Here is a 20,148-nt window from a genome sequence, read left to right as displayed (position 1 = left end):
AGGATGGGCTGATTGCAGCCATTGCCGAGTTTCTCGGACTTTTAGCGCGCGCGTAGATGCCCGGACGGTTTCAGCAAAACTCAGCATTACGAACGTCCCTGAGTAATCAGAGCACTCATCTGGAAGCGCCCCAAAATGACAAATGCAGGACTCGCAGGCCATAATCACCCGCAAACCACCGTTGGTGGTCTGCAAATAAGAAGATCAGGGAGTGCTTTCCGTGTCCAGCCTGCAAGATCGCGTCGCGCGCGCGATGCTTTCCATCGTCCCGTCCGATGGTTCCACGATCGGCAATACCGCCCTTCGCCGCGAGATCGACAAGCTGTTGCAGTCCGAGGGGCTGTCGATCGGCGATGACGACTATTGGCAGGCCCACAGCACGCTGGTTGCCGATGGCGCACTGTTGAAGGGGCAAGGGCGCGGCGGCTCGGTGCGGCGCGCGAAGGTGGCGGACAAGGTCGCGTCAGGGGCATCCGGCGATCTGGCGGACGATGCTGATGGCTTTGCTCTGCAGGCGCAGCAGCGCCCCAAGTTGAGCGTACAAACCACCCCGAAATCCCCGGCTGCTGCGACGCGCCCCACAGCGCCGGTTGCGCGCAGTGCTGCCAGAGAGGCGGCGCAGATCATCTCCTACCGCCACGCCGACAAGCGCAAGAACAACCCGGAGGTCGGCATGGTGACGCCGGCCACGGACCCGGAGGCGGGAAAGACGCGCTGGGCCTACGATCCGCACCTCGACCCGGCGCTGCAGTTCGACCCCGCTCGCGCCAACATCGAGAAGCTGATCGACGACGCGCTGGAGTCGGGCGACACCGACCGCATGCGCGAGGCCCTGGAAGAGCTCAAGCGCCTGCAGTCGCCCTACCTGAACTGGGCAGGCAAGGCCGAGCGCACCAGCTTCGAGATCGACACCGTCAGCCTGCACGTCCACGAGCGCATCGACCCGGCGAGCATCCTGTCGGCCGTGCGCAAGGCGATGAAGGGCGAGGGCAAGGCCAAGGGCGCCGAGAAGGCCATTCAGCCCGGCCTGTTCGATGCGCCCTTCGAGAACCTGCCACTGCGTGACGCGATCGACTTCTACCGCCACGAGCGTGGCTGGGCGAACCGGCTGATCGCGGGCGACAGTCTGCTGGTCATGAACAGCCTGCTGCAGAAGGAGAGCATGGCCGGTCGGGTGCAGATGATCTACATCGACCCGCCTTACGGCATCAAGTACGGCAGCAACTTCCAGCCCTTCGTCGGAAAACGCGACGTGAAGGACCGCAACGATGCGGACCTGACGCAGGAACCCGAGATGATCAAGGCGTTTCGGGATACCTGGGAGTTGGGCATCCATTCCTACCTCACCTATCTGCGCGACCGGCTGCTGCTGGCGCGGGAGCTGTTGCATGAGTCGGGCAGCGTGTTCGTTCAGATCTCCGATGAGAATCTGCACCGTGTCCGAGAACTCTTGGATGATGTTTTCGGGGCCGCGAACTTCCTCGGTCAGATCGTCATCCAGAAGACGGGTGGTTTCACAAAAAAGACCCTGTCCTTAGTCGAAGACTATGTGATTTGGTATGCCAAAGATAAGGGTCGCGTGAAGTACCGCGAGATACGAGACCACGCTCGGTATCCTGATGTTGGAGACAAGTATTACAGGAGGTTGTTGCTCGCAAATGGAAGTTGGAGATACCTCACGAAAGCTGAGTCTGAAGACCCGTCGCTGACGGCTGGGATAGGCCGCATTTTTCGGCATGGCCCCCTGAATTCAGATGGCCCATCAAGCAATCCAAAGCCTTTTGGGTTTCAAGGGCTGCAATTCGAGTGCAACTCGAACAGGCATTGGACCGTAGATCCTGTAGCGGACATGCCAAGAATCGCTCGTTCTGGTCACGTCTTCCAGATCGGGAACGACGTCGCCTTCAAGCTGTTTTGGGACTTCAATCCCGCCAAGCCTTTGAGCAATGTCTGGCTTGACACCCAATCTGGGGGCTTCAACGCCGAGAAGGTTTACGTCGTTCAGACGACAACAAAGGTGATCGAGCGCTGCTTGGTGATGACTACTGACCCCGGCGATCTCGTGCTCGATCCAACCTGCGGCAGCGGGACAACGGCCGCCGTCGCAGAGAAATGGGGTCGTCGCTGGATCACCTGCGACACCTCGCGTGTTGCAGTGACACTGGCGAAGCAGCGTCTTATGACCGCGAGCTTCGATTACTTCGAGCTCAAGTATCCGCACGAGGGTTTGAAGGGTGGGTTCATTTATGGGACTGCTATTCATGTGACGCCCAAACAGATCGCGGATAACCCAGATATCGACACCATCTACGAACGGATGCATCCGGCGATCGACGCCGCACTGTTACATCTGAATGCAGCCTTCCGCCAGTCCGCACCGACCTTCGAGTTCGTTGTGCAAGAGGGCGGCCGCAAGGGCACCCGGTTCGACTTTAGTGAAGCCGATGCCGGCTGGTTGGAATGGGAGGTCCCCTTCAATCTGCCCTTGATATTGGCTGCGCCGCTGCTTGAGGCGCTCGACGCCTTCCACGCAGCCCGTCAGTCCATGCAGCGCCAGATGGACGACTCGATCGCGGCGCACGCCGATCAGGAAGTGCTCTACGACCAGCCCGCGATCGCCAGGAACAAGCTGCGCATCACCGGCCCCTTCACCGTCGAGGCGGTGCCCTTCCCGAGCGTGCAGTCGCTGGAAGAAGCGAGCGGCCCGGAGGAGGCCGACGCAAGCATCGCGCGTACCGGTGAATCCGGCCGCCAGCACCAGTGGCGCGACGAGCTGCTGAAAACCGGTATCCGCGGTAAGGGCGGCCAGATGCTGAAGTTCGCCGACCTGGAGGCACTGCCCTTCGACGCCGACATGGCGAACCTGCATGCCGTGGGCCATCTGGACAGCGGCGAGCGCGTGGTAGTGAGCTTCGGCCCGGAGCACGCCGCGCTGGAGCAGCGTCAGGTCGCCAATGCGCTCAACGAGGCCGGTAACCTGTTCCCGCTGCCGAAGATGATCGTGTTCTGCGCCTTCACCTTCGACCCCGAGGCGGCCAAGGACATCGACAGCCTCCGCGGCATCACCGCGCTCAAGGCGCAGATGAACACCGACCTGCTGACCGAAGACCTGAAGAAGGCGCGCGCCAGCAACCAGAGCTTCTGGCTGATGGGCCAGCCCGAGGTCGAGGTGCGCACGCTCAAGGGCGGCCAGTATGAAGTCGAGGTGCACGGCTTCGACTACTTCGACACCGTGAGGGGCGAACTCGTGTCCGGCGGCAAGCGCAATATCGCGATGTGGGCGCTCGACACCGACTACGACGATCGCAGCCTCTTCCCGCGCCAAGTGTTCTTCCCGATGGCCGGCAAGGGCGAGGGCTGGGAGAAGCTGAAGAAGAACATCCGCGCCGAGCTGGACGAAGCCCGCCTGGATAAATTCCACGGCACGGTGAGCCTGCCTTTCGAGGCCGGCGAGAACCGCAAGGTGGCGGTGAAGATCGTCGATGACCGCGGTATCGAGTCGCTGAAAGTGATCGGGTTGCAGTGATGGGCGAGACCATGAGCACGCCGCGGTCCCTGATCATCAGCTCGCCGTTCGAGGCCCCGACACACCACTGGCGGCGCAAGAGCGACAGCAAGCTCGAACTGGTCGATGGCCGACGCCCCGCGGGCTACGAGATCTTCGACACGCGCAACAACACGATCCGCAGCGTCGAGCTCGACCTCGTCAACCGCATCCGGGAGCGCGTTGATGCGTGGCGGGGGGCCGGCTACCCGGGCGTGACGTCGGTGACGCGGCAGTTGCTCGCGCACTGGCAGGACGACGAGATCAGCCGCCAGTACGCGTTCTACTTCTGCCAGCTCGAAGCCATCGAGACGCTGATCTGGCACGTCGAGGCACCGGCCGACTACAAGCAGGGCATCGCCATTCCCGGCGATGGCGGCGCGTGGGAGCGCGTCTGCAACAAGATGGCGACCGGCAGCGGCAAGACCACGGTGATGGCGATGATCATCACGTGGCAGGTGCTCAACGCGTTGACCTACCCGAAGCGCACGAAGGATTTTGCACGGGCTGTCTTCATCGTCGCGCCGGGCCTGACAGTCAAGGAGCGGCTGCAGGTGCTGCTGCCAGGGCATCCAGAGAACTACTACGACGCCTTCGCGCTGTGCCCGAACGAAGCGCTGCGGCAGAAGCTGAACCAGCTCGAGATCCTGATCGAGAACTGGCACAACCTGATGCCGTTGAAGGAGCAGGACCGCTCGGTGGTGAAGAAGGGCGCGGAGAGCGATGAAGCCTATGTGCGCCGGGTGCTCGGCAAGCTCGCTGGCTACAAGGACATCATCGTCATCAACGACGAGGCCCACCACGCCTACCGCAAGCCGGCCGAGAGCAAGGTCAGCAAGAAGGAAGCGGAGGCGCTCGGTATCGACCTGGAAGAGGCCACGCGCTGGGTCGAGGGCCTGGACCGCATTCACAAGATGCGCCGCATCAGCCGCTGTTTCGACCTGTCGGCGACGCCGTTCGCACCGACAGGCAAGACCAGCACCGAGGCGGCGCTGTTCGAGTGGGTGATCTCGGACTTCGGCCTGTACGACGCGATCGAGGCCGGCTTGGTGAAGACGCCGCGGGTGGTGATCCGCGACAACGCGCTGCCGAATGCGCAGACCTATCGCAGCAAGCTCTATCACCTGTACCGCGAGCCCGAGGTCGCGGAGGACTTGAACCGCCGGGGGGCCGAGCCGCACGAGGCCTTGCCGCAGATCGTGCAGGAAGCCTACACCCTGCTGGGGGCCGACTGGCGCGAGACGCTGAAGGCATGGCAGGCGAACAATCACACTTCGCCGCCGGTGATGCTGTCGGTGTGTAACCGCACGGAGACCGCGGCGCGGATTGAATACTACTTCCGGTCGGGGGATGCGTACTGGCCTGAACTGCACGCGCCGAGTCGCACCCTGCGCGTCGATTCCAAGGTGCTCGATAAAGCGGAGGTGGGCGAGACATCGGGGACTGACAAGGCGTATGAGGCGGTGCTGCGCGAGATTGTCGATGCAGCCGACATCCTGCCAACGCGCAAGGCTGAACTCTTGGCGCTGAAGAAGGAAGAACTGCTGCGCGCGATCATCGACAACGTCGGCAAACGCGGCAGCGCGGGCCAGGATCTGCAGAACGTGATCTCGGTGGCGATGCTCTCAGAGGGCTGGGATGCCAAGAACGTCACCCACATCATGGGCCTGCGCGCCTTCACCAGCCAGCTTCTGTGCGAGCAGGTGATCGGCCGCGGCCTACGCCGGGTGTCCTACGACACCGAGCCCGTGGTGTGTCCGGACGGCAAGGAGCGGATGCTGTTCAAGGCCGAGTACGTCAACGTGTTCGGTGTTCCGCTGTCGGTGTTCGAGGATGTGGGTGCTGGGGGCGATGCGCCGCCGCCGCCGCGAAACAGCACGCAGGTCGAGGCGATCCAGGAGCGCGCCGAGCTGGAGATGAGTTGGCCCAACGTGCTGCGGGTCGATGTGGTCGTGCATTCCACCCTGCGCGTCGATTGGTCGAGGATGTCGGTGCTCAAACTCGATCCGGCCAAGATCCACGTCAGCGCGGATATGGCTCCCGCCCTGGGCGGTGCGGCCGACCTTAGCAAGGCGGTGTCCATTGACCTGGAGAAGCTGCCCGAAGAGTTCCGGCTGCAGCGCGTGTTGTTCGTGGCGGCGCGCAAGGCATTTGCCGAAATGCGGCACGGCTTCACCGGCAGCCGCGAATACCTCGTACAGCAACTGGTGCGACTGGTCGAAGAGTTCTTCCAGTCCGATCGGCTCGACATCCCGTCACTGTTCCATCAGGAGCCGCTGCGCAAGCGCATCCTGTTCGCGCTCTCGATCGACACCATCGTCCAGCATGTGGTCGATCATTTCCGGCAGGAGAACGCCGAGCGGCTGGAACCCGTGTTCGATAGCGAGCTCCCGATCGGCTCGACGCGCAACATGCGCACTTGGTACACGACAAAGCCTTGCGTCGAGACGACCAAGTCGCAGATCAGCCACGCAGTCTCGGACAGCACTTGGGAAGCCTACACGGTCAATGTGCTCGAACAGCGGGCTGACGTGGCGGCCTACGCCAAGAACGACCACCTGGGGTTCCAGATCTACTACCTGTGGCGCGGCAGCCGGCGGCGCTTCGTGCCCGACTTCCTGATCGAGCTCGCCAACGGCAAGCGGCTGGTGCTGGAGATCAAGGGCGAGGACTCGGACCAGAACCGGGTCAAGCGCATGGCGCTCGACGCCTGGGTGCGGGCGGTGAATGCACGGGGCGGTTTCGGGACGTGGTGCTGGGATGTGGTGAAGGGCGAGCCCTCGAAGGTCGATGATGTGCTGGTGCATCACGCCGGGAACGCGGGGGCGTCGGGACCGATCGGTGAGGGAGTATTGGTCCCTGGGTGATCCGGATTGCGGTTATAGCGTAACCATTCTAGAGTTACGGTTACGCTGTAACCGACGAGGACAACATGGGCATGACCAACGCCGAGAAGCAACGCCGCTACCGCGAGCGCGCGCTGAAAGACCCGGACGGGCTGCTGCTCACGCGGCTGCAAGTGATGCTGTCCCCGACTGCTGACGCAACGCTCAAACGTATCTGCGAGCGCACCGGCCAGACCAAGCGCCAAGTGATCGAGGCCGCGATTCTGCACTTCGATGGTTACGCTGTAACCGATGCGGGGTGATCCTCGATCAGCACCAGCAATCGACCCGGCCGCGCACCGGTTTTTCTTTGTCGGTAGTGGCTGAGTCACCAACACCTGATGCGCGTCACTTGGGGCGATCTTGCGGGCCTGGGCGATGGGATTGCGACTTGTACGCGCGCGCGTGAGGCTGGCGTCCAGGTTCTCCCCGTCGATCTGCACGCGGGTTATCGCAGAGCGCGCATGTCGGCAGTTATCAATGGGGCTGGGGCTGTTTCTTCGACGGTGATCTGCGCCAGCAAGAGGCGGTGACTCAGGGCTACCCGCTGCCGAGTGGTAACTCGAATGGTGACTCGCCAAAAACGAAAAACCCGCAAAGCCAATGGCCACGCGGGTTTTATGGTGTTCGATGGCGGAGAGGGCGGGATTCGAACCCGCGTCAGGGTATTACCCTGAACACGCTTTCCAGGCGTGCGACTTAAACCGCTCATCCACCTCTCCATGCGAGGCGCGGATTATAGCAAACCCGGTCAGGAATGAAACCCTTTCTTTCTGCCCTGCCTGGTGCCGCTCAAACCCCCGGCTCGTCAGTCGTTTTCGCTCTCCGGCATTGGCATGTTCGGATAGCGCATGTAGTCGACGAGGTCCTGGACGGATCTTGGCGGGGGCGGCGTCAGCAGGCTCACGAGTGCGATGGTGACGAAGCCGACCGGCACGCCGAAAGCGCCGGCGGATATCGGGTTGATCGAGAACCAGGCGTTCTCCATCGACCCCCCCAGGAACGGGTGTGTCCTGGCTGCGTAGAAGATGGTCACCGCAAGGCCAGTGACCATCCCGGCGATGGCGCCCCATTTGTTGGCGCGTTTCCAGAAGATCCCGAGTACGAGTGCGGGAAAGAAGGCCGATGCCGCGATCGAGAACGCCAGCCCGACCATGAAGAGGATGTTGTCCGGGCGAAGCGACGCGACCCAGGCGGCGACCATGGCAACCACCAACAGTTGCGATTTGGCGACGACGAGGCGCCGCTGCGTCGATGCGTAAGGATTGACCATCTTGTAATACAGGTCGTGCGACAGCGCATTCGAGATGGTCAGCAGGAGTCCGTCCGCGGTGGAGAGCGCGGCGGCAAGTCCGCCAGCCGCAACCAGACCGGAAACCACGTAGGGCAAACCGGCGATTTCGGGGGTCGCGAGCACGATCACGTCGGTGTTGAGGCTGAGTTCGGCGAGCTGGAGAATGCCGTCGCCGTTGATGTCTTCGATCTTGACCAGGCCGACCTTGCCCCAGTAGGCAACCCAGGCCGGCAGGGTCGATATCTTCGCGCCGATCAGGTTGAAATAGACCTCCCACTTGGCAAACACGGCATAGGCCGGTGCGGTGACATAGAGCAGGAAGATGAAGAACAGGGACCAGAACACCGATCGACGTGCCTCGCTCACGCCGGGCGTGGTGTAGTAACGGGTCAGCAGATGGGGCAAGGCTGCGGTACCCATCATGAGCACGAAGGCCAGTGCGATGAAATTGTCGCGGGCGTGATCAGACTCTTCAGTCGTGGCACCAGGGTAGGCCTCCGCGTGCCGGTTCGGCACCATCGCCTTGTGAAGACTGTCCTGGCGGGCGAGTTCCCATTTTTCGCGGGCTTCCTCCTCGGTCCTCGGAGCATCCCTGAGCGCGCGCTCGGCATGCGCGATTTCACGCGCCGAGGCACCGCCAAGCCGCAACGCATTCAGCTCCTCGACCAGCGCCTTTCGCTCGGCATCGAACGAAACCGGCAGGTCGGCGATCTTTCTTGCGTACTCTTCGGCCCGGAATCCGTATTGGGTGCGAGCGCTGATCTCCCTTGGGTCGGAGAACAGCTCAAGCTCCTTTTCACCGATCTGCTTCAGTGCGATTCCATAGGACGCCTGCGGTACCGGCACACTGGTGATCTTGGACGAAAGGATCACCACCGGCACCAGGTACGCGATGATGATGATCACGTACTGCGCCACCTGGGTCCAGGTAACGGCACGCATGCCACCGAGAAAGGAACACACGAGAATTCCGGCAAGGCCGACGAACAGCCCGACCTCGAACTCGACGCCGACGAAACGACTAGTGATGAGCCCGACACCGTAGATCTGCGCGACGACGTAGACGAAACTCGTCAGGATGGTTGCCCCGACGGCCACGGTCCGGGCAAAGTTTCCCTCGTAACGCGCGCCAAAAAAATCGGGGATGGTGTAGCGGCCGAATTTCCGCAGATACGGTGCAAGCAGCAACCCCACCAGCACATAGCCCCCGGTCCAGCCGGTGACGAAGGCAAGCCCCTCGAAACCACCGTAGTAGAGCGTGCCGGCGAGGCCGATGAACGAGGCCGCACTCATCCAGTCCGCCGCGACCGCCATGCCATTGAATACGGCCGGAACACGCCGGCCGGCGACGTAGTATTCGGAAACGTCGGCTGTCCTGCTCATGACGCCGATGCCCGCGTAGATGGCGATCGTGGCAAACAGGAAAAGGTGTCCGATGACGCGCTGCGAGAGCCCGAAGGACTCGCCCGCCGCCAGCAGCAACACGAAACAAACGAAGCCTGCGGTGTAGATCAGGTAATTGCGGCGCAGGCGGCTTTCGAACGGACTCATCTGCGAACTACACGCTCCGGGTTGCTGAGCGCGTCAGGATACACGCTCCTTCGCCCGATTCGGGCTCCCGCCGGCGCTGCCGGTGCGGGAACCCGACGTGTTGGCATCAGTATTTGATCCGGGCGTAGTAGGTTTTTTCGGCGGCTTCGCGGGCTTCGCGCATGGTACGAATGCCCTTCTCCGCGAGCAGCGGGATGATCTTGAGGAAGACCTCGCCGGTGACGATGGCGTCGCCCAGCGCGGTGTGCCGGCCGATGATGTGCACCCCCATGCGCTCGGCGATGGCCTCCAGCCGATGTGACTCCTGGTTGGGATGAATCACCGCGGAGAGCAGCAGGGTATCGAGCACCGGCTGATCGAACTTCAGACCGGTCGCCGCCTCCTTGAGCTGCAGGAAGCGCATGTCGAATGCGGCATTATGGGCCACCAGCACGGTATCCGCCGCAAAGGCGTGAAAGGCCGGCAGTACCTCGCCGATCTTGGGTTGTCCGACCAACATCTCGGCCGTGATGCCGTGTATCTGTGCGGATTCCGGCGCCAGACGACGGCAGGGATCAACCAGTTGCTCGAACGACTCGCTGCGCCGCAACTTGCCATTGACGATGCGCGAGGCGCCGATCTGGATGATCTCGTCACCCTCGGAGGGGTTGAGGCCGGTCGTTTCTGTATCGAAAACGGTGAAAGTCAATTCGCTGAGAAGACGATCGTCCAGCGCGTGACCTTTCTCGGACACCGAAAAGAGATCGAAATCGTAGTACTCGGGTCGGCTTTCGCCGCGCAGATAGGTCTCAGCCTCGTTCTCGAGCTCCTGCTGCGGCATCGCCGACGGAATGAGAATGCGGAAAAAGGCCCGATGCTTGGTCTTTTCGCGCTCGAGCCAGATTTCGCCATCGTGGCGCTCGATGACGTCGCGCACCGTGAGCGGGCTGGTCTCGTCGCCTATTCGCATCGGCTCCAGCTCCCAGGTCATCACGGTCTCCGTGCTCATCGCCTGACCAGACCAGATCAGATCCAGATGGGCCATACGGCCCGCACCGGTGAGGCGCAGCCGCACTTCACGTACTTCGAATTCTTCGGAAAGTCGGTTGCCCAGATAGGTGACCGCCATCAACATCGAGAAACTATCCACTCGTACCCAGAGGGCCTCGTCGACGTCTTCTAGCTTCACCGGCACCTTTGTCCGGCTTTCGAGCTGTCGCCGCGCCGCGGCAATCAGGTCCGTGCCCAGCATTTCCTCGAGCGGCCAGCGCGTCTTGACCGTGTCGGTGAATGCGGTCGCCGCTTCGTCGATACGCTTGCTCATCGCATTCACTTCGTCCTTGATCACCTTCCTGAAGCGCAATCGCAAGGCCGGTTCGAGGTCATCGTAGTCAAGCATCTCGGCCGCGGCACGAACGTTCGCCAACGCGGCGCGGTTACCCTCGGTGATGCTGTGGAGCAGCTGATCCCGCCGCGTCTCACTCTCGAAGGTACGGGTGATGTTGTCGAGCATCAGGATGAAGCCGGTGAGGCTGCGCTCCCCCTCTTCCCGGGCGGTGAGCACGGGCGCCATCTGGGCTCGCAGCAATTGACCGGCACGGGTCGTGGTTACGAAGTTTGCCACCGGCTGGGCCGCGCTCTTGCGCAGCCGGTGCTGCAGACTCTCGAGCGCATGCACGATCAGGTTGCGCTCGAAGACGGTATAGATCGATCGGCCGAGGCCGATCAGTTCGCCACCACCCGCGACCTGGGGCGCATCGGACATCGCCTTGAACTGAAGGCGCGCCCGGTTGTTGTAAAGCAGGATCCGGCCATCGAGATTGCATACCACAACGCTCTGGGTGAGCTCGGACATCAGGGCGGCCAGCCGGTTTTTTTCTTCCTCGACCGAATGCTTGGCTTCCTGTACGCGCAACTCGACATCCTTGCGCAGCGAATCGCGCTGGTCGGCAAAGGAATTGATCGTGCGCGACAGCGCCTTGAGATCGGCGCTCCCGACCGGCTCCAGCCGTCGGGAAGGTTCGGTCGACAGGATCAGCTGCGCATCTTCGGCAAGCTTGCCCGGTAGTGCGAAAAGTCCATCGTGCAAGGATTTGACAACCATCACCACAACAGCGCAGGCGAGCACCACCGCAGCCACCATGAGGCCGCTTCGCGACGAGAGGATCGGCTGGACCACAGCCTTTTCGAGTTGGTCCAGATCCTGCCAGACGAGATAGGCTGCGCTGACGAGCATGGCGACCACGAACGCGATCGACAGCGAAAGTGCAACCGGCAATCGGGCCTTCGGACTCATTCTGCGAGCCCCAGCAGGCTCTTCACGCGCTCCACCAACTCATGGGTCGAGAATGGCTTGGTCATGTAGGCATCCGCACCGAGCGCCATACCCTTTGCAACCTCGGTATCGCGCCCCTTGGCGGTCAACATGAGTATCTTCAGATCCTGCATGGCCGGGTCGGAGCGCAGCTCCTGGCACACTTCGAATCCGGTCTTGCGCGGCATCATCACGTCGAGAAGCACGAGGTCCGGCTTCTCCTCCCGGATCTTGGTGATCGCCTCCTCACCATCGGCCGCCAGCACTACTTCGAAGCCCTCCCGCTTCATGAGGAACTCAAGTGAAATGACGATGTTCACCTCGTCGTCGGCAATCAGGATCTTTTTGGTCATGACCCTTCCCCCCTCTCGTTTGCTTTGTTTTGGACACTGCTCAAATCACTGCCACTACCCTTCCGATCTTTCCAGCGGGAGCTCGAAGTAGAACGAGGCTCCCGCTCCCGGGATGCTCTCCACCCACATCCGGCCCCCGAAATGTTCGACGATCTGCCGGCTGATCGGCAGTCCAAGTCCGGTCCCCGCGGGCTTGGCCCGGGCATCACCTACCTGGCGGAATTTTTCGAAGACGGTCGCCTGCTCGTTCAACGGGATGCCGGGCCCATTATCCGCCACTTCGATTCTCAAGGCCTCCTCTCCCCGTTCGGACAGCTCGACCCTGACTGCGCCGCCTTTCGGCGCGACGAACTTCACCGCATTGGACAGAAGATTGATCATCACCTGGATGAGACGATCGCGATCAGCCCACAGCGGACTGACTTTCTCGGGTAGCGAAACGTCGACCGCCACGCTCTTGGCGGCAAACAGCTGACTTGTCGCCTCGATCGAGTTGCGTATGACGTCGCCCATGTCGAGTTCGGCGTTGTGCCACTCGGCGTGGCCGGATTCGATCTTGGCGAGATCGAGTACCTGGTTGACCAGGCGGGTGAGCCGTTCCGTCTCGGCGACGATGATGCCGAGGAAGCGACGGCGCTGCTCGAGATCGATCTTCGGATCGTCCTGCAGCATTTCCGAGAACGCCCGGATCGAAGTCAGCGGTGTTCGCAGTTCATGGGTGACCGAAGACATGAAGTCATCCTTCAGACGATCGAGCTCCTTGAGTCGTTCGTTGGCCGCCCGCAGCTCCGCCGTCGCCGCCTCGAGCGCGCGGGACTTTTCTTCGAGCTGGCGCGAGTAGGCACGCACCTGGGAGGCTTCGTCGAGAATGCCCATGACTTCATCGAGCCCCAGCGGCTCGGCCTCGACTGCGGAGGACACCACGACATGGGCGGAGGCACCACCGATTGCCCCGGCCAGGAGGGTTTCGGAGAAATGCACCAGATCGGCATCGGCGGCGAGCTCCTCAACCCGCGAGACGCCACGTCGACGCGCGTAGGCTTCGAACGCATGCATCGTACGGTCCGCACCAAGGAACCGTGAAACCAGCGGGATGAGCTGCCCCACGCCGACGCCGGGGCGCCAGAACACCGCGAGCGAGCTCGGATCGCGGCGCATGATGTCGACGAACATCGACGCCTGCGACGCCTCCCGTGCGCCCGGCGGATATGCGAACGAGAAGAACAGGTAGCAAGCGATATTGAAGAACAGACTCCAGAAAAGCGCGTGACTGATCGGATCGAGCCCTTCCAGCCCGAGGAATTGCTCGGGGCGCAGCAGGTTCAGGCCGAGCGGTCCGTATTCGAGGAAATCACTGCCCAGCCAGCCGGATTTCACGAACGACGGCAGCAGCAGGCAGTAGACCCAGATGCCAAAGCCGGCCGCAAGGCCGGCGAGCGCGCCGGTACGGGATCCGCCACGCCAGAACATTCCGCCCAGCATCGCGGGTGCGAACTGCGCCACCGCAGCGAAGCTGATCAGGCCGATGCTCACCAGCGCGTAGGCTTCGCCCGCGAGCCGGTAGTACAGATAGCCAAGCAGCAGGATACCGGCGATCGCGCATCGCCTGATCAACAAGGGCAGTTGGCTCAGGTCCTGCTGGCCGCCCTGCGCCCAACTGCGCCGCCGCAGCAACAGGGGCATGACCAGATCATTGCAGATCATGGTGGAAACGGCGATCGATTCGACGATGACCATGCCGGTCGCGGCTGAAAGACCGCCAACGAACACCAGCAACGCCAGCCCATCGAGCTGGCCGGCGACCGGCAAAGTCAGCACGAAGGTATCCGGGTCGACTCCGCTGTCGCCAAAGTAAAGGAGCCCGCCAAGCGCTATCGGCAGAACAAAAAGGTTGATGAGCAGGAGATACCCCGGGAACAACCAGGCTGCGCGCCGCAGATGGCGCTCGTTCACGTTCTCGACCACCACCATCTGGAACTGCCGCGGCAGGAAGATCACCGACAGCATCGACAACAAGGTGAGCGCGAACCAGCTCCCGTAACCCATCGCACCATCTCCGCCGAGGCGCAACAGGTTGGCCAGCTCCGGCTTTCCCTCGACCCTGCTGAAGATATCGCCGACACCGTCATAAAGACCGAACGTGACATAGAGTCCGACGGCCAGGAAGGCACAGAGTTTGACGATCGATTCGAACGCGATCGCGGTAACCATGCCCTCGTGCCGCTCGGTGGTGTCGAGGTGGCGCGTGCCGAACAGGATCGAGAACAAGGCAAGCAGCACCGCCGTGTAGAGCGCGGTATCGCTCAGCAGGCCAACCTGCGCGTCGGGGTCGGCCACCAGAAGATTGAAGCTGCTGGCAACCGCCTTGAGCTGCAGCGCGATGTAGGGAACGGTGCCGATCAGCGCGATGAGCGAAACAGCACCGCCGAGCAGTTGGCTCTTGCCGTACCGAGAAGCGATGAAGTCGGCGATCGAGGTGATGCGATATGCCTTGCTGATACGCACCATCCGCAACAGCACCAACCAGGCGAGGGCCATGCCTAGGGTCGGCCCGAGATATACCGGCAGAAACCCGACACCGCTCGAGGCGGCGCGTCCCACGCTTCCGTAGTAGGTCCAGGCAGTGCAATACACTGCGAGCGAAAGCGAATATACGAGCGGCGAATCCGCGATCGAACGGCCCTGCTCGGCACTGCGGTCGCCAAAATATGCAACGCCGAAAAGCAGCCCCAGATAAAGCAGCGCAACGCTGAAGAGGACGCCGGCCGAGAGCACTCAGCGACCCTCGCTTATCCAGGCAATCGCGACGATCAAGAACAACCAGGCACCGAACACGTAGAGATAGAGCAGCGGAATGCCCCACACATTGACGGGACGATCAAAGATACTCAGCAGCGGTGCATTGAAGAACAGGCACCCCATCGCAAAAAGCGCCACCAAACGGTGGCCGATCGAACGCGTACGCATCACCTACCCCTGTCGGATGCCAACGACCGATTATACCGGCCGAATCCATACGCCCTGCTTACAGGCGTTCGATTCGTGGACGACAGTCGAGCAGCCACCACGTGGTCGCTGCGACCACCGGAAGTCAGGGCCGGAGGCCCACCACGAGCTCCCGGTATCCGGTGTGCGGATCATGCTGCCGCCGGAAGGCCAGGTCCCCGATGCACAGCGCACACACGACTTCCATCGTGGTGCGCACCGTGCAGCCGTAATCGAGGTGGCCGCCGCTCATGCGGCCTCGTGCATCCGCGACGCCTGCATGCAGGTGCAATCCGTCGGGCGCGAGGGTGCCGGACAGCGAGACGAGCTCGAGCGCACCGGTGAGCAGCGAGGATTCACTGCAGCCCGCAAATCGCAGCCGAGCTTCGCTCAGACTGCCGACGGCGGCCGACACCCAGCCTGCGGAATAGGCCTCTCCGGCCAGGCTGCGCTCAAGGGCGCGTCGCAGGTCATCGCCGGGCGCGAAGCGCCACGCCACGTATCGTAGGCTCATGTCGCCGGGCTCGCATCGAGACTACGCATCGCTGCATCAAGCAGGACCGCCACCGGCTGGGCGCCTGAAACGGCAATCTGACCGTTGAAGATGAACATCGGCACGCCGCTGACGCCAAGTTCGCGCACGCGTCTGTCAAGCGCCCGTACCGCCTCGACCGCGTCATCGCCGGCGAGCCACGCCTTGACGTCACCCATGCCGATCGCCAAACCGATTTGTTGCAAGGTGTCGGGGGAGCCCACGTTGAGCCCTTCCTCGAAATGCGCCTTGAAGAGCGCGTCCACAAGCACGTCGGCGACAAACCCCTCCTGCTGCGCTCGATGAACGAGACGATGCGCATTCAAGGTGTTGGGGCGCACCGTCATGCGCTCGAAGCGAAACATCACACCGGCGCCCGCACCCACCTCGGCAAGTCGGGCATGCATCGCGTCCACTTCGGCCGCGCCACCGAACTTCCGCTCCAGGAACGGCCGATAGGGTTCGCCTTCGGGCGGCGTATCCGGATTCAGAAAAAAAGGAAACCAGCGCAGGCGATAGGTCACCTCGGGTCGCGCCGCAGCGAGGCGCGCCAAGGCCTCGTCGAGCCGGCGCCGGCCCAGGTAGCACCACGGACAGACGACATCCGAAATCACATCGACACACAGCGAGGCAGTCACGCGCATACTCCCTTATCCGCAACGACAGGCACACCAGGATCGAGCGGTGTGGCAGCGGCGAGCGCCCTTGCGGATCTCTTGGGGAAAACGCCGATGCCGCGGAAGGTGCCGCAATGATAGTGTGCCGAGCGAATTGCGAACCGTTCAGATCCGTTCATGAGGCATGACCATGTACCAGCATATTCTGATATCCGTCGACGACAGCCACACTTCCGGCAAGGCGCTTGAGAAGGCCATAGAAATCTGCAAGGGCAGCGCCGCAACGCTCGAGATCGTACACGCGGTCGACGAGTCGATCTTCGCGCATATCCGGGAAACAACGCTCATCGATAAGGGCGCCGCGCTCAAGGCCGTGATGCTCGAAGGCGAGGAAACGCTCGCCAAGGCAGTCAAGGTCGCCACGGATGCGGGGCTCTCGCCGAAAAGTCAGCTGCTCAGTTCGAATACGCTCCATGCCGCGGACCAGGTGGCCGCGCACGTGGCAAAGTCCGATGCCGACCTTTTGATCGTCGGCTCGCACGGCCGTCGCGGCATTCAGCGCATGCTGCTGGGCAGCGTGGCGGAGAAGCTCCTGCGCAAGGTCGAGATCTCGGTGCTTGTCGTGCGCCACTGCTGAAACGCCATCGACTGCCTTGAAACGCCGGAGCCCCGGCCATGCGTGGCTCCGGCAGCACGTTGCCGCGTCGGACAAGAACGGCCTACATCCGTTCGATCATCTTGTCACCGAACTCGGAACAGCTGACTTCGGTTGCCCCATCCATCAACCGTGCAAAGTCATAGGTCACGAACTTGTCCCCAATAGCCCTTTCCACCGAACTGATGACGAGGTCGGCGGCCTCCTTCCAGCCCATGTGACGCAACATCATCTCCGCCGAAAGAATCAGCGAGCCAGGGTTCACCTTGTCCAGCCCCGCATACTTAGGCGCGGTGCCATGGGTGGCCTCGAAACAGGCGTACTGGTCGGAGATGTTCGCGCCCGGGGCGATCCCGATACCACCAACCTGGGCGGCCAGCGCGTCGGAGACATAGTCGCCGTTGAGGTTGAGCGTGGTGATGACGTCATACTCGGCTGGACGAAGCAGGATCTGCTGCAGGAAGGCATCGGCGATCACGTCCTTGACCACGATCTCGTTGCCGGTTTTCGGGTTCTTGAACTTGCACCACGGGCCGCCGTCGATCTCCACCGCACCGAACTCACGCTTGGCCAGCGCATAGCTGAAATCACGGAAGCCACCTTCGGTGAACTTCATGATGTTGCCCTTGTGGACGATCGTCACGCTCTTGCGATCGTTATCCACTGCGTACTGCAGGGCCGCGCGGGTCAGGCGCTCGGTGCCTTCCCTGGACACCGGCTTGATGCCGATTGCCGAAGTGTCCGGGAAGCGGATCTTCTTGACACCCATCTCCTCGGTCAGAAACTTGATGACCTTCTTCGCCCCATCCGACTCGGACTGCCACTCGATGCCGGCATAGATGTCTTCAGTATTCTCGCGGAAGATCACCATGTCGATGAGTTCGGGGCGCTTGAGTGGCGAGGGAACACCGGTGAAGTAACGCACCGGACGGACGCACTGGTAGAGGTCCAGTTCCTGGCGCAGCGCAACGTTGAGGGAACGGATACCGCCACCGACCGGCGTCGTCATCGGCCCCTTGATCGAGACGGAATACTCGCGCAGGGCGTCGAAGGTTTCTTTCGGCAGCCATTCGTCGGGACCGTAGATCTGGGTGGACTTCTCGCCAGCATAGACCTCCATCCAGTAGATCTTTTTCTCCCCACCGTATGCCTTGGCAACCGCGGCATCGATGACCTTGATCATCACCGGCGTGATGTCGACACCAATCCCGTCCCCTTCGATGAACGGGATGATCGGGTTGTTCGGAGTTGTCTGGCCCGGGACGATTTTCTGACCACCCGCGGGAACCTTGATGTGAGAAACGCTCATTCCTACTCCCTCGATATGTGTGCGTGACAGAGGGGCCGGATCACGGCCCCGCCAAAGCGACGAACGGCAGAATCAATGCTTCCGGCCTGACGACGAGGATCGGCCCGCGTCGCGACCGGCGCGGCTCGCCATGGCCGCGAAATTATCACCGAACTGGATTTCTTTCGAAAGCGCACCGCCGGCCGGTACGCGCATCGGTGGGCGCTCATCCCGAAGTATGGCCGACGAAGGTCCGAATGCTAGTATTTCGGGCGGCAACGGCCGCGCCGCGCTCAAGTGGCAGACCGGACGACAACCGGACGAGGGGATCCATGGACGCCAGCCGAAGCGAACACGGAGTCGCGCAGTCGATCGCGCAGGCGCTGATCGAAGGCTTCAACAAGCACTACCGGATATTCCGGGAAACCAGCCGGCGTGCCAAGGAAAGCTTCGAGGCGGCAGACTGGCAGGGGCAGCTCACTGCGGTGCGCGAGCGCGTGCAATTCTACGACGACCGGGTCAATGAGACCGGCGATCGCCTGAGGCAGGAATTCGACGCCGACTCACTCGACGACGCCACCTGGCAGCGTGTCAAGCTGCAGTACATCGGCATGCTCATCAATCACCGGCAACCGGAGCTGGCCGAAACCTTCTTCAACTCGGTCACCACCAAGATCCTGCACCGCAGCTACTTCAACAACGACTACCTGTTTGCCCGGCCGGCCATCTCCACGGAGTTCATCGATTCCTTTCCGCCGGTTTACAGCAGCTACTATCCGCAGGATCGCGGACTGCGTCGCACCATCAAGACGGTGATCGAGGATTTCGACTGGGAACGCGCCTTCGAGGATCTCGACCGCGACGTGGACTTCGTGATGCGTTCGATTCTCCAGACCCTCGGCGAATGGCCGGTGATGGAAGTGAATTGCCAGATCCAGGTGCTCTATTCGGCCTTTTACCGCAACAAGACCGCCTACATCATCGGCAAGGCGGTAAACGGTTATCAGGAGTATCCGTTCGCACTCGCGATACGTCATTCCGAGCGCGGCATGCTGTATGTCGATACCATCCTCTTCGACGCTTGGCGAATATCGCTGCTGTTCTCGCTGTCGCGGGCCTATTTTCTGGTCGACATGGAGGTGCCCTCGGGCTACGTCCAGTTCCTGCGCAGCATCATGCCGAACAAGCCCCGCAGCGAACTTTACACAATGCTCGGCCTGGGCAAGCAGGGCAAGACCGGGTTCTTCCGCGACCTGCTCGCACACCTGCGGCACTCCAACGATCAGTTCATCGTCGCACCCGGCATTCGCGGTCTGGTGATGCTGGTGTTCACCCTGCCCTCGTATCCGTATGTCTTCAAGATCATCAAGGATGTCTTCGGCGCATCGAAGAACATGGATCGCGCAACGGTGAAACGCAAGTACGTGATGGTCAAGCAGGTGGATCGGGTCGGGCGCATGGCAGACACACTCGAGTTTTCATACGGCGCATTGCCGCTCTCGCGCTTTCACCCGGACTTGCTGCAGGAGATGCGCGACCTCGCGCCCTCTTCCTTCGAGATAGAGGGCGATTCGGTGATCATCAAGCACTTCTACATCGAACGCCGGATGACGCCGCTCAATATCTATCTCGATCACGCGAGCGAGGAAAAGACCGAGCACGCGGTCCGGGAATATGGCAATGCGATCCGCGAGCTGGCGATAGCCAATATCTTCCCGGGCGACATGCTATGGAAGAACTTTGGCGTGACCCGCTACGGCCGGGTGGTGTTCTACGATTACGACGAAATCGAGTACATGACGGACATGAACTTCCGCGCCATCCCGCCCGCGCCGTACGAGGAAATGGAGATGTCCGGCGAACCCTGGTACAGCGCTGGCCCGATGGATGTCTTTCCCGAGGAGTTCGCCACTTTCCTGCTTGGTCAGCCACGCATCCGCAAGGCCTTCCTCAAACACCACCGCGACCTGCTCAACCCCAAGTTCTGGCAGCAGGCCCAAGAGCAGATCCGGGCCGGCTACGTGGAGGACTTCTACCCCTACCCCCAGGAGCTGCGCTTCCGCAACCAGTTCGCGCAATCAGACGCAGCGGCGCCCGACGGCACGACGAAGGAAACGTAGACTGCGAACGCGCCCGCAGGGGGCGCGTTCG

General features: G+C 62.1%; 13 protein-coding genes and 1 tRNA gene. 5 read left to right on the top strand and 9 right to left on the bottom strand.

From position 1 onward, the window contains the following. The first annotated feature begins 220 nt into the window (after window positions 1–220). From GQB03_RS10070 to GQB03_RS10060, 3 genes are all read left to right on the top strand, one after another. The gene (locus GQB03_RS10070; RefSeq protein ID WP_200832171.1) at window positions 221–3,526 is read left to right on the top strand and encodes a site-specific DNA-methyltransferase; all 3,306 of its coding nucleotides are present in this window, start codon (window positions 221–223) and stop codon (window positions 3,524–3,526) included. Between the two features lie 11 nt (window positions 3,527–3,537). Continuing rightward, window positions 3,538–6,411 (top strand): BPTD_3080 family restriction endonuclease, encoded by a 2,874-nt coding sequence (locus tag GQB03_RS10065; protein ID WP_159688291.1) that lies wholly within the window; start codon window positions 3,538–3,540, stop codon window positions 6,409–6,411. Between the two features lie 65 nt (window positions 6,412–6,476). Further along, entirely contained in the window at window positions 6,477–6,692 is a 216-nt protein-coding gene (locus tag GQB03_RS10060; RefSeq protein WP_159688288.1) for a hypothetical protein, read from the top strand. A 368-nt stretch (window positions 6,693–7,060) separates the two neighbouring features. Here the strand turns inward: GQB03_RS10060 and GQB03_RS10055 are convergent. The 8 genes from GQB03_RS10055 to GQB03_RS10020 all read right to left on the bottom strand — a co-directional run bounded on the left by GQB03_RS10055 (window position 7,061) and on the right by GQB03_RS10020 (window position 16,075). Next, window positions 7,061–7,151 (bottom strand) — tRNA-Ser (locus GQB03_RS10055). An 86-nt stretch (window positions 7,152–7,237) separates the two neighbouring features. After that, window positions 7,238–9,274 carry a sodium:solute symporter family protein gene (locus tag GQB03_RS10050; protein ID WP_159688284.1) on the bottom strand — a complete coding sequence of 679 codons (2,037 nt, stop codon included), beginning with the start codon at window positions 9,272–9,274 and terminating at the stop codon, window positions 7,238–7,240. A 106-nt stretch (window positions 9,275–9,380) separates the two neighbouring features. After that, the gene (locus GQB03_RS10045) at window positions 9,381–11,549 is read right to left on the bottom strand and encodes a 3'-5' exonuclease (protein ID WP_159688280.1); all 2,169 of its coding nucleotides are present in this window, start codon (window positions 11,547–11,549) and stop codon (window positions 9,381–9,383) included. Beyond that, the gene (locus tag GQB03_RS10040; protein ID WP_159688276.1) at window positions 11,546–11,920 is read right to left on the bottom strand and encodes a response regulator transcription factor; all 375 of its coding nucleotides are present in this window, start codon (window positions 11,918–11,920) and stop codon (window positions 11,546–11,548) included. Before GQB03_RS10040 ends, GQB03_RS10045 begins: the two co-directional genes overlap by 4 nt. Before the next feature lie 54 nt (window positions 11,921–11,974). Beyond that, on the bottom strand, window positions 11,975–14,695 hold the full coding sequence (locus GQB03_RS10035; protein WP_159688273.1) for a sensor histidine kinase: 2,721 nt from the start codon (window positions 14,693–14,695) through the stop codon (window positions 11,975–11,977). Further along, window positions 14,696–14,887 carry a hypothetical protein gene (locus GQB03_RS10030; protein WP_159688270.1) on the bottom strand — a complete coding sequence of 64 codons (192 nt, stop codon included), beginning with the start codon at window positions 14,885–14,887 and terminating at the stop codon, window positions 14,696–14,698. It lies immediately after the preceding gene. 124 nt (window positions 14,888–15,011) lie between these two features. Then, on the bottom strand, window positions 15,012–15,419 hold the full coding sequence (locus GQB03_RS10025) for a PPC domain-containing DNA-binding protein (RefSeq protein ID WP_159688266.1): 408 nt from the start codon (window positions 15,417–15,419) through the stop codon (window positions 15,012–15,014). Beyond that, window positions 15,416–16,075, bottom strand: coding sequence for a DsbA family oxidoreductase (locus tag GQB03_RS10020; protein WP_235027015.1), 660 nt, complete (start codon window positions 16,073–16,075; stop codon window positions 15,416–15,418). The genes GQB03_RS10025 and GQB03_RS10020 overlap by 4 nt, the downstream gene beginning before the upstream one ends. A gap of 169 nt (window positions 16,076–16,244) precedes the next feature. Here GQB03_RS10020 and GQB03_RS10015 point away from each other — a divergent pair, with 169 nt between their 5' ends. Next, complete coding sequence (locus tag GQB03_RS10015) at window positions 16,245–16,691, top strand: universal stress protein (RefSeq protein WP_159688255.1); 447 nt, start codon at window positions 16,245–16,247, stop codon at window positions 16,689–16,691. Between the two features lie 82 nt (window positions 16,692–16,773). On the opposite strand, the gene icd is transcribed toward GQB03_RS10015, so the two are convergent. Further along, complete coding sequence (icd, locus tag GQB03_RS10010) at window positions 16,774–18,018, bottom strand: NADP-dependent isocitrate dehydrogenase (protein ID WP_159688253.1); 1,245 nt, start codon at window positions 18,016–18,018, stop codon at window positions 16,774–16,776. Window positions 18,019–18,329: 311 nt separating this feature from the next. On the opposite strand from icd, the gene aceK reads away from it, so the two are divergent. Then, window positions 18,330–20,117, top strand: coding sequence for a bifunctional isocitrate dehydrogenase kinase/phosphatase (aceK, locus tag GQB03_RS10005; RefSeq protein WP_159688251.1), 1,788 nt, complete (start codon window positions 18,330–18,332; stop codon window positions 20,115–20,117). Window positions 20,118–20,148 lie beyond the last annotated feature (31 nt).

It is taken from the genome of Cognatazoarcus halotolerans (assembly GCF_009800965.1).
In the GTDB taxonomy this organism is placed as follows: domain Bacteria; phylum Pseudomonadota; class Gammaproteobacteria; order Burkholderiales; family Rhodocyclaceae; genus Cognatazoarcus; species Cognatazoarcus halotolerans.
This window is presented reverse-complemented; position numbering and strand designations above follow the sequence as displayed.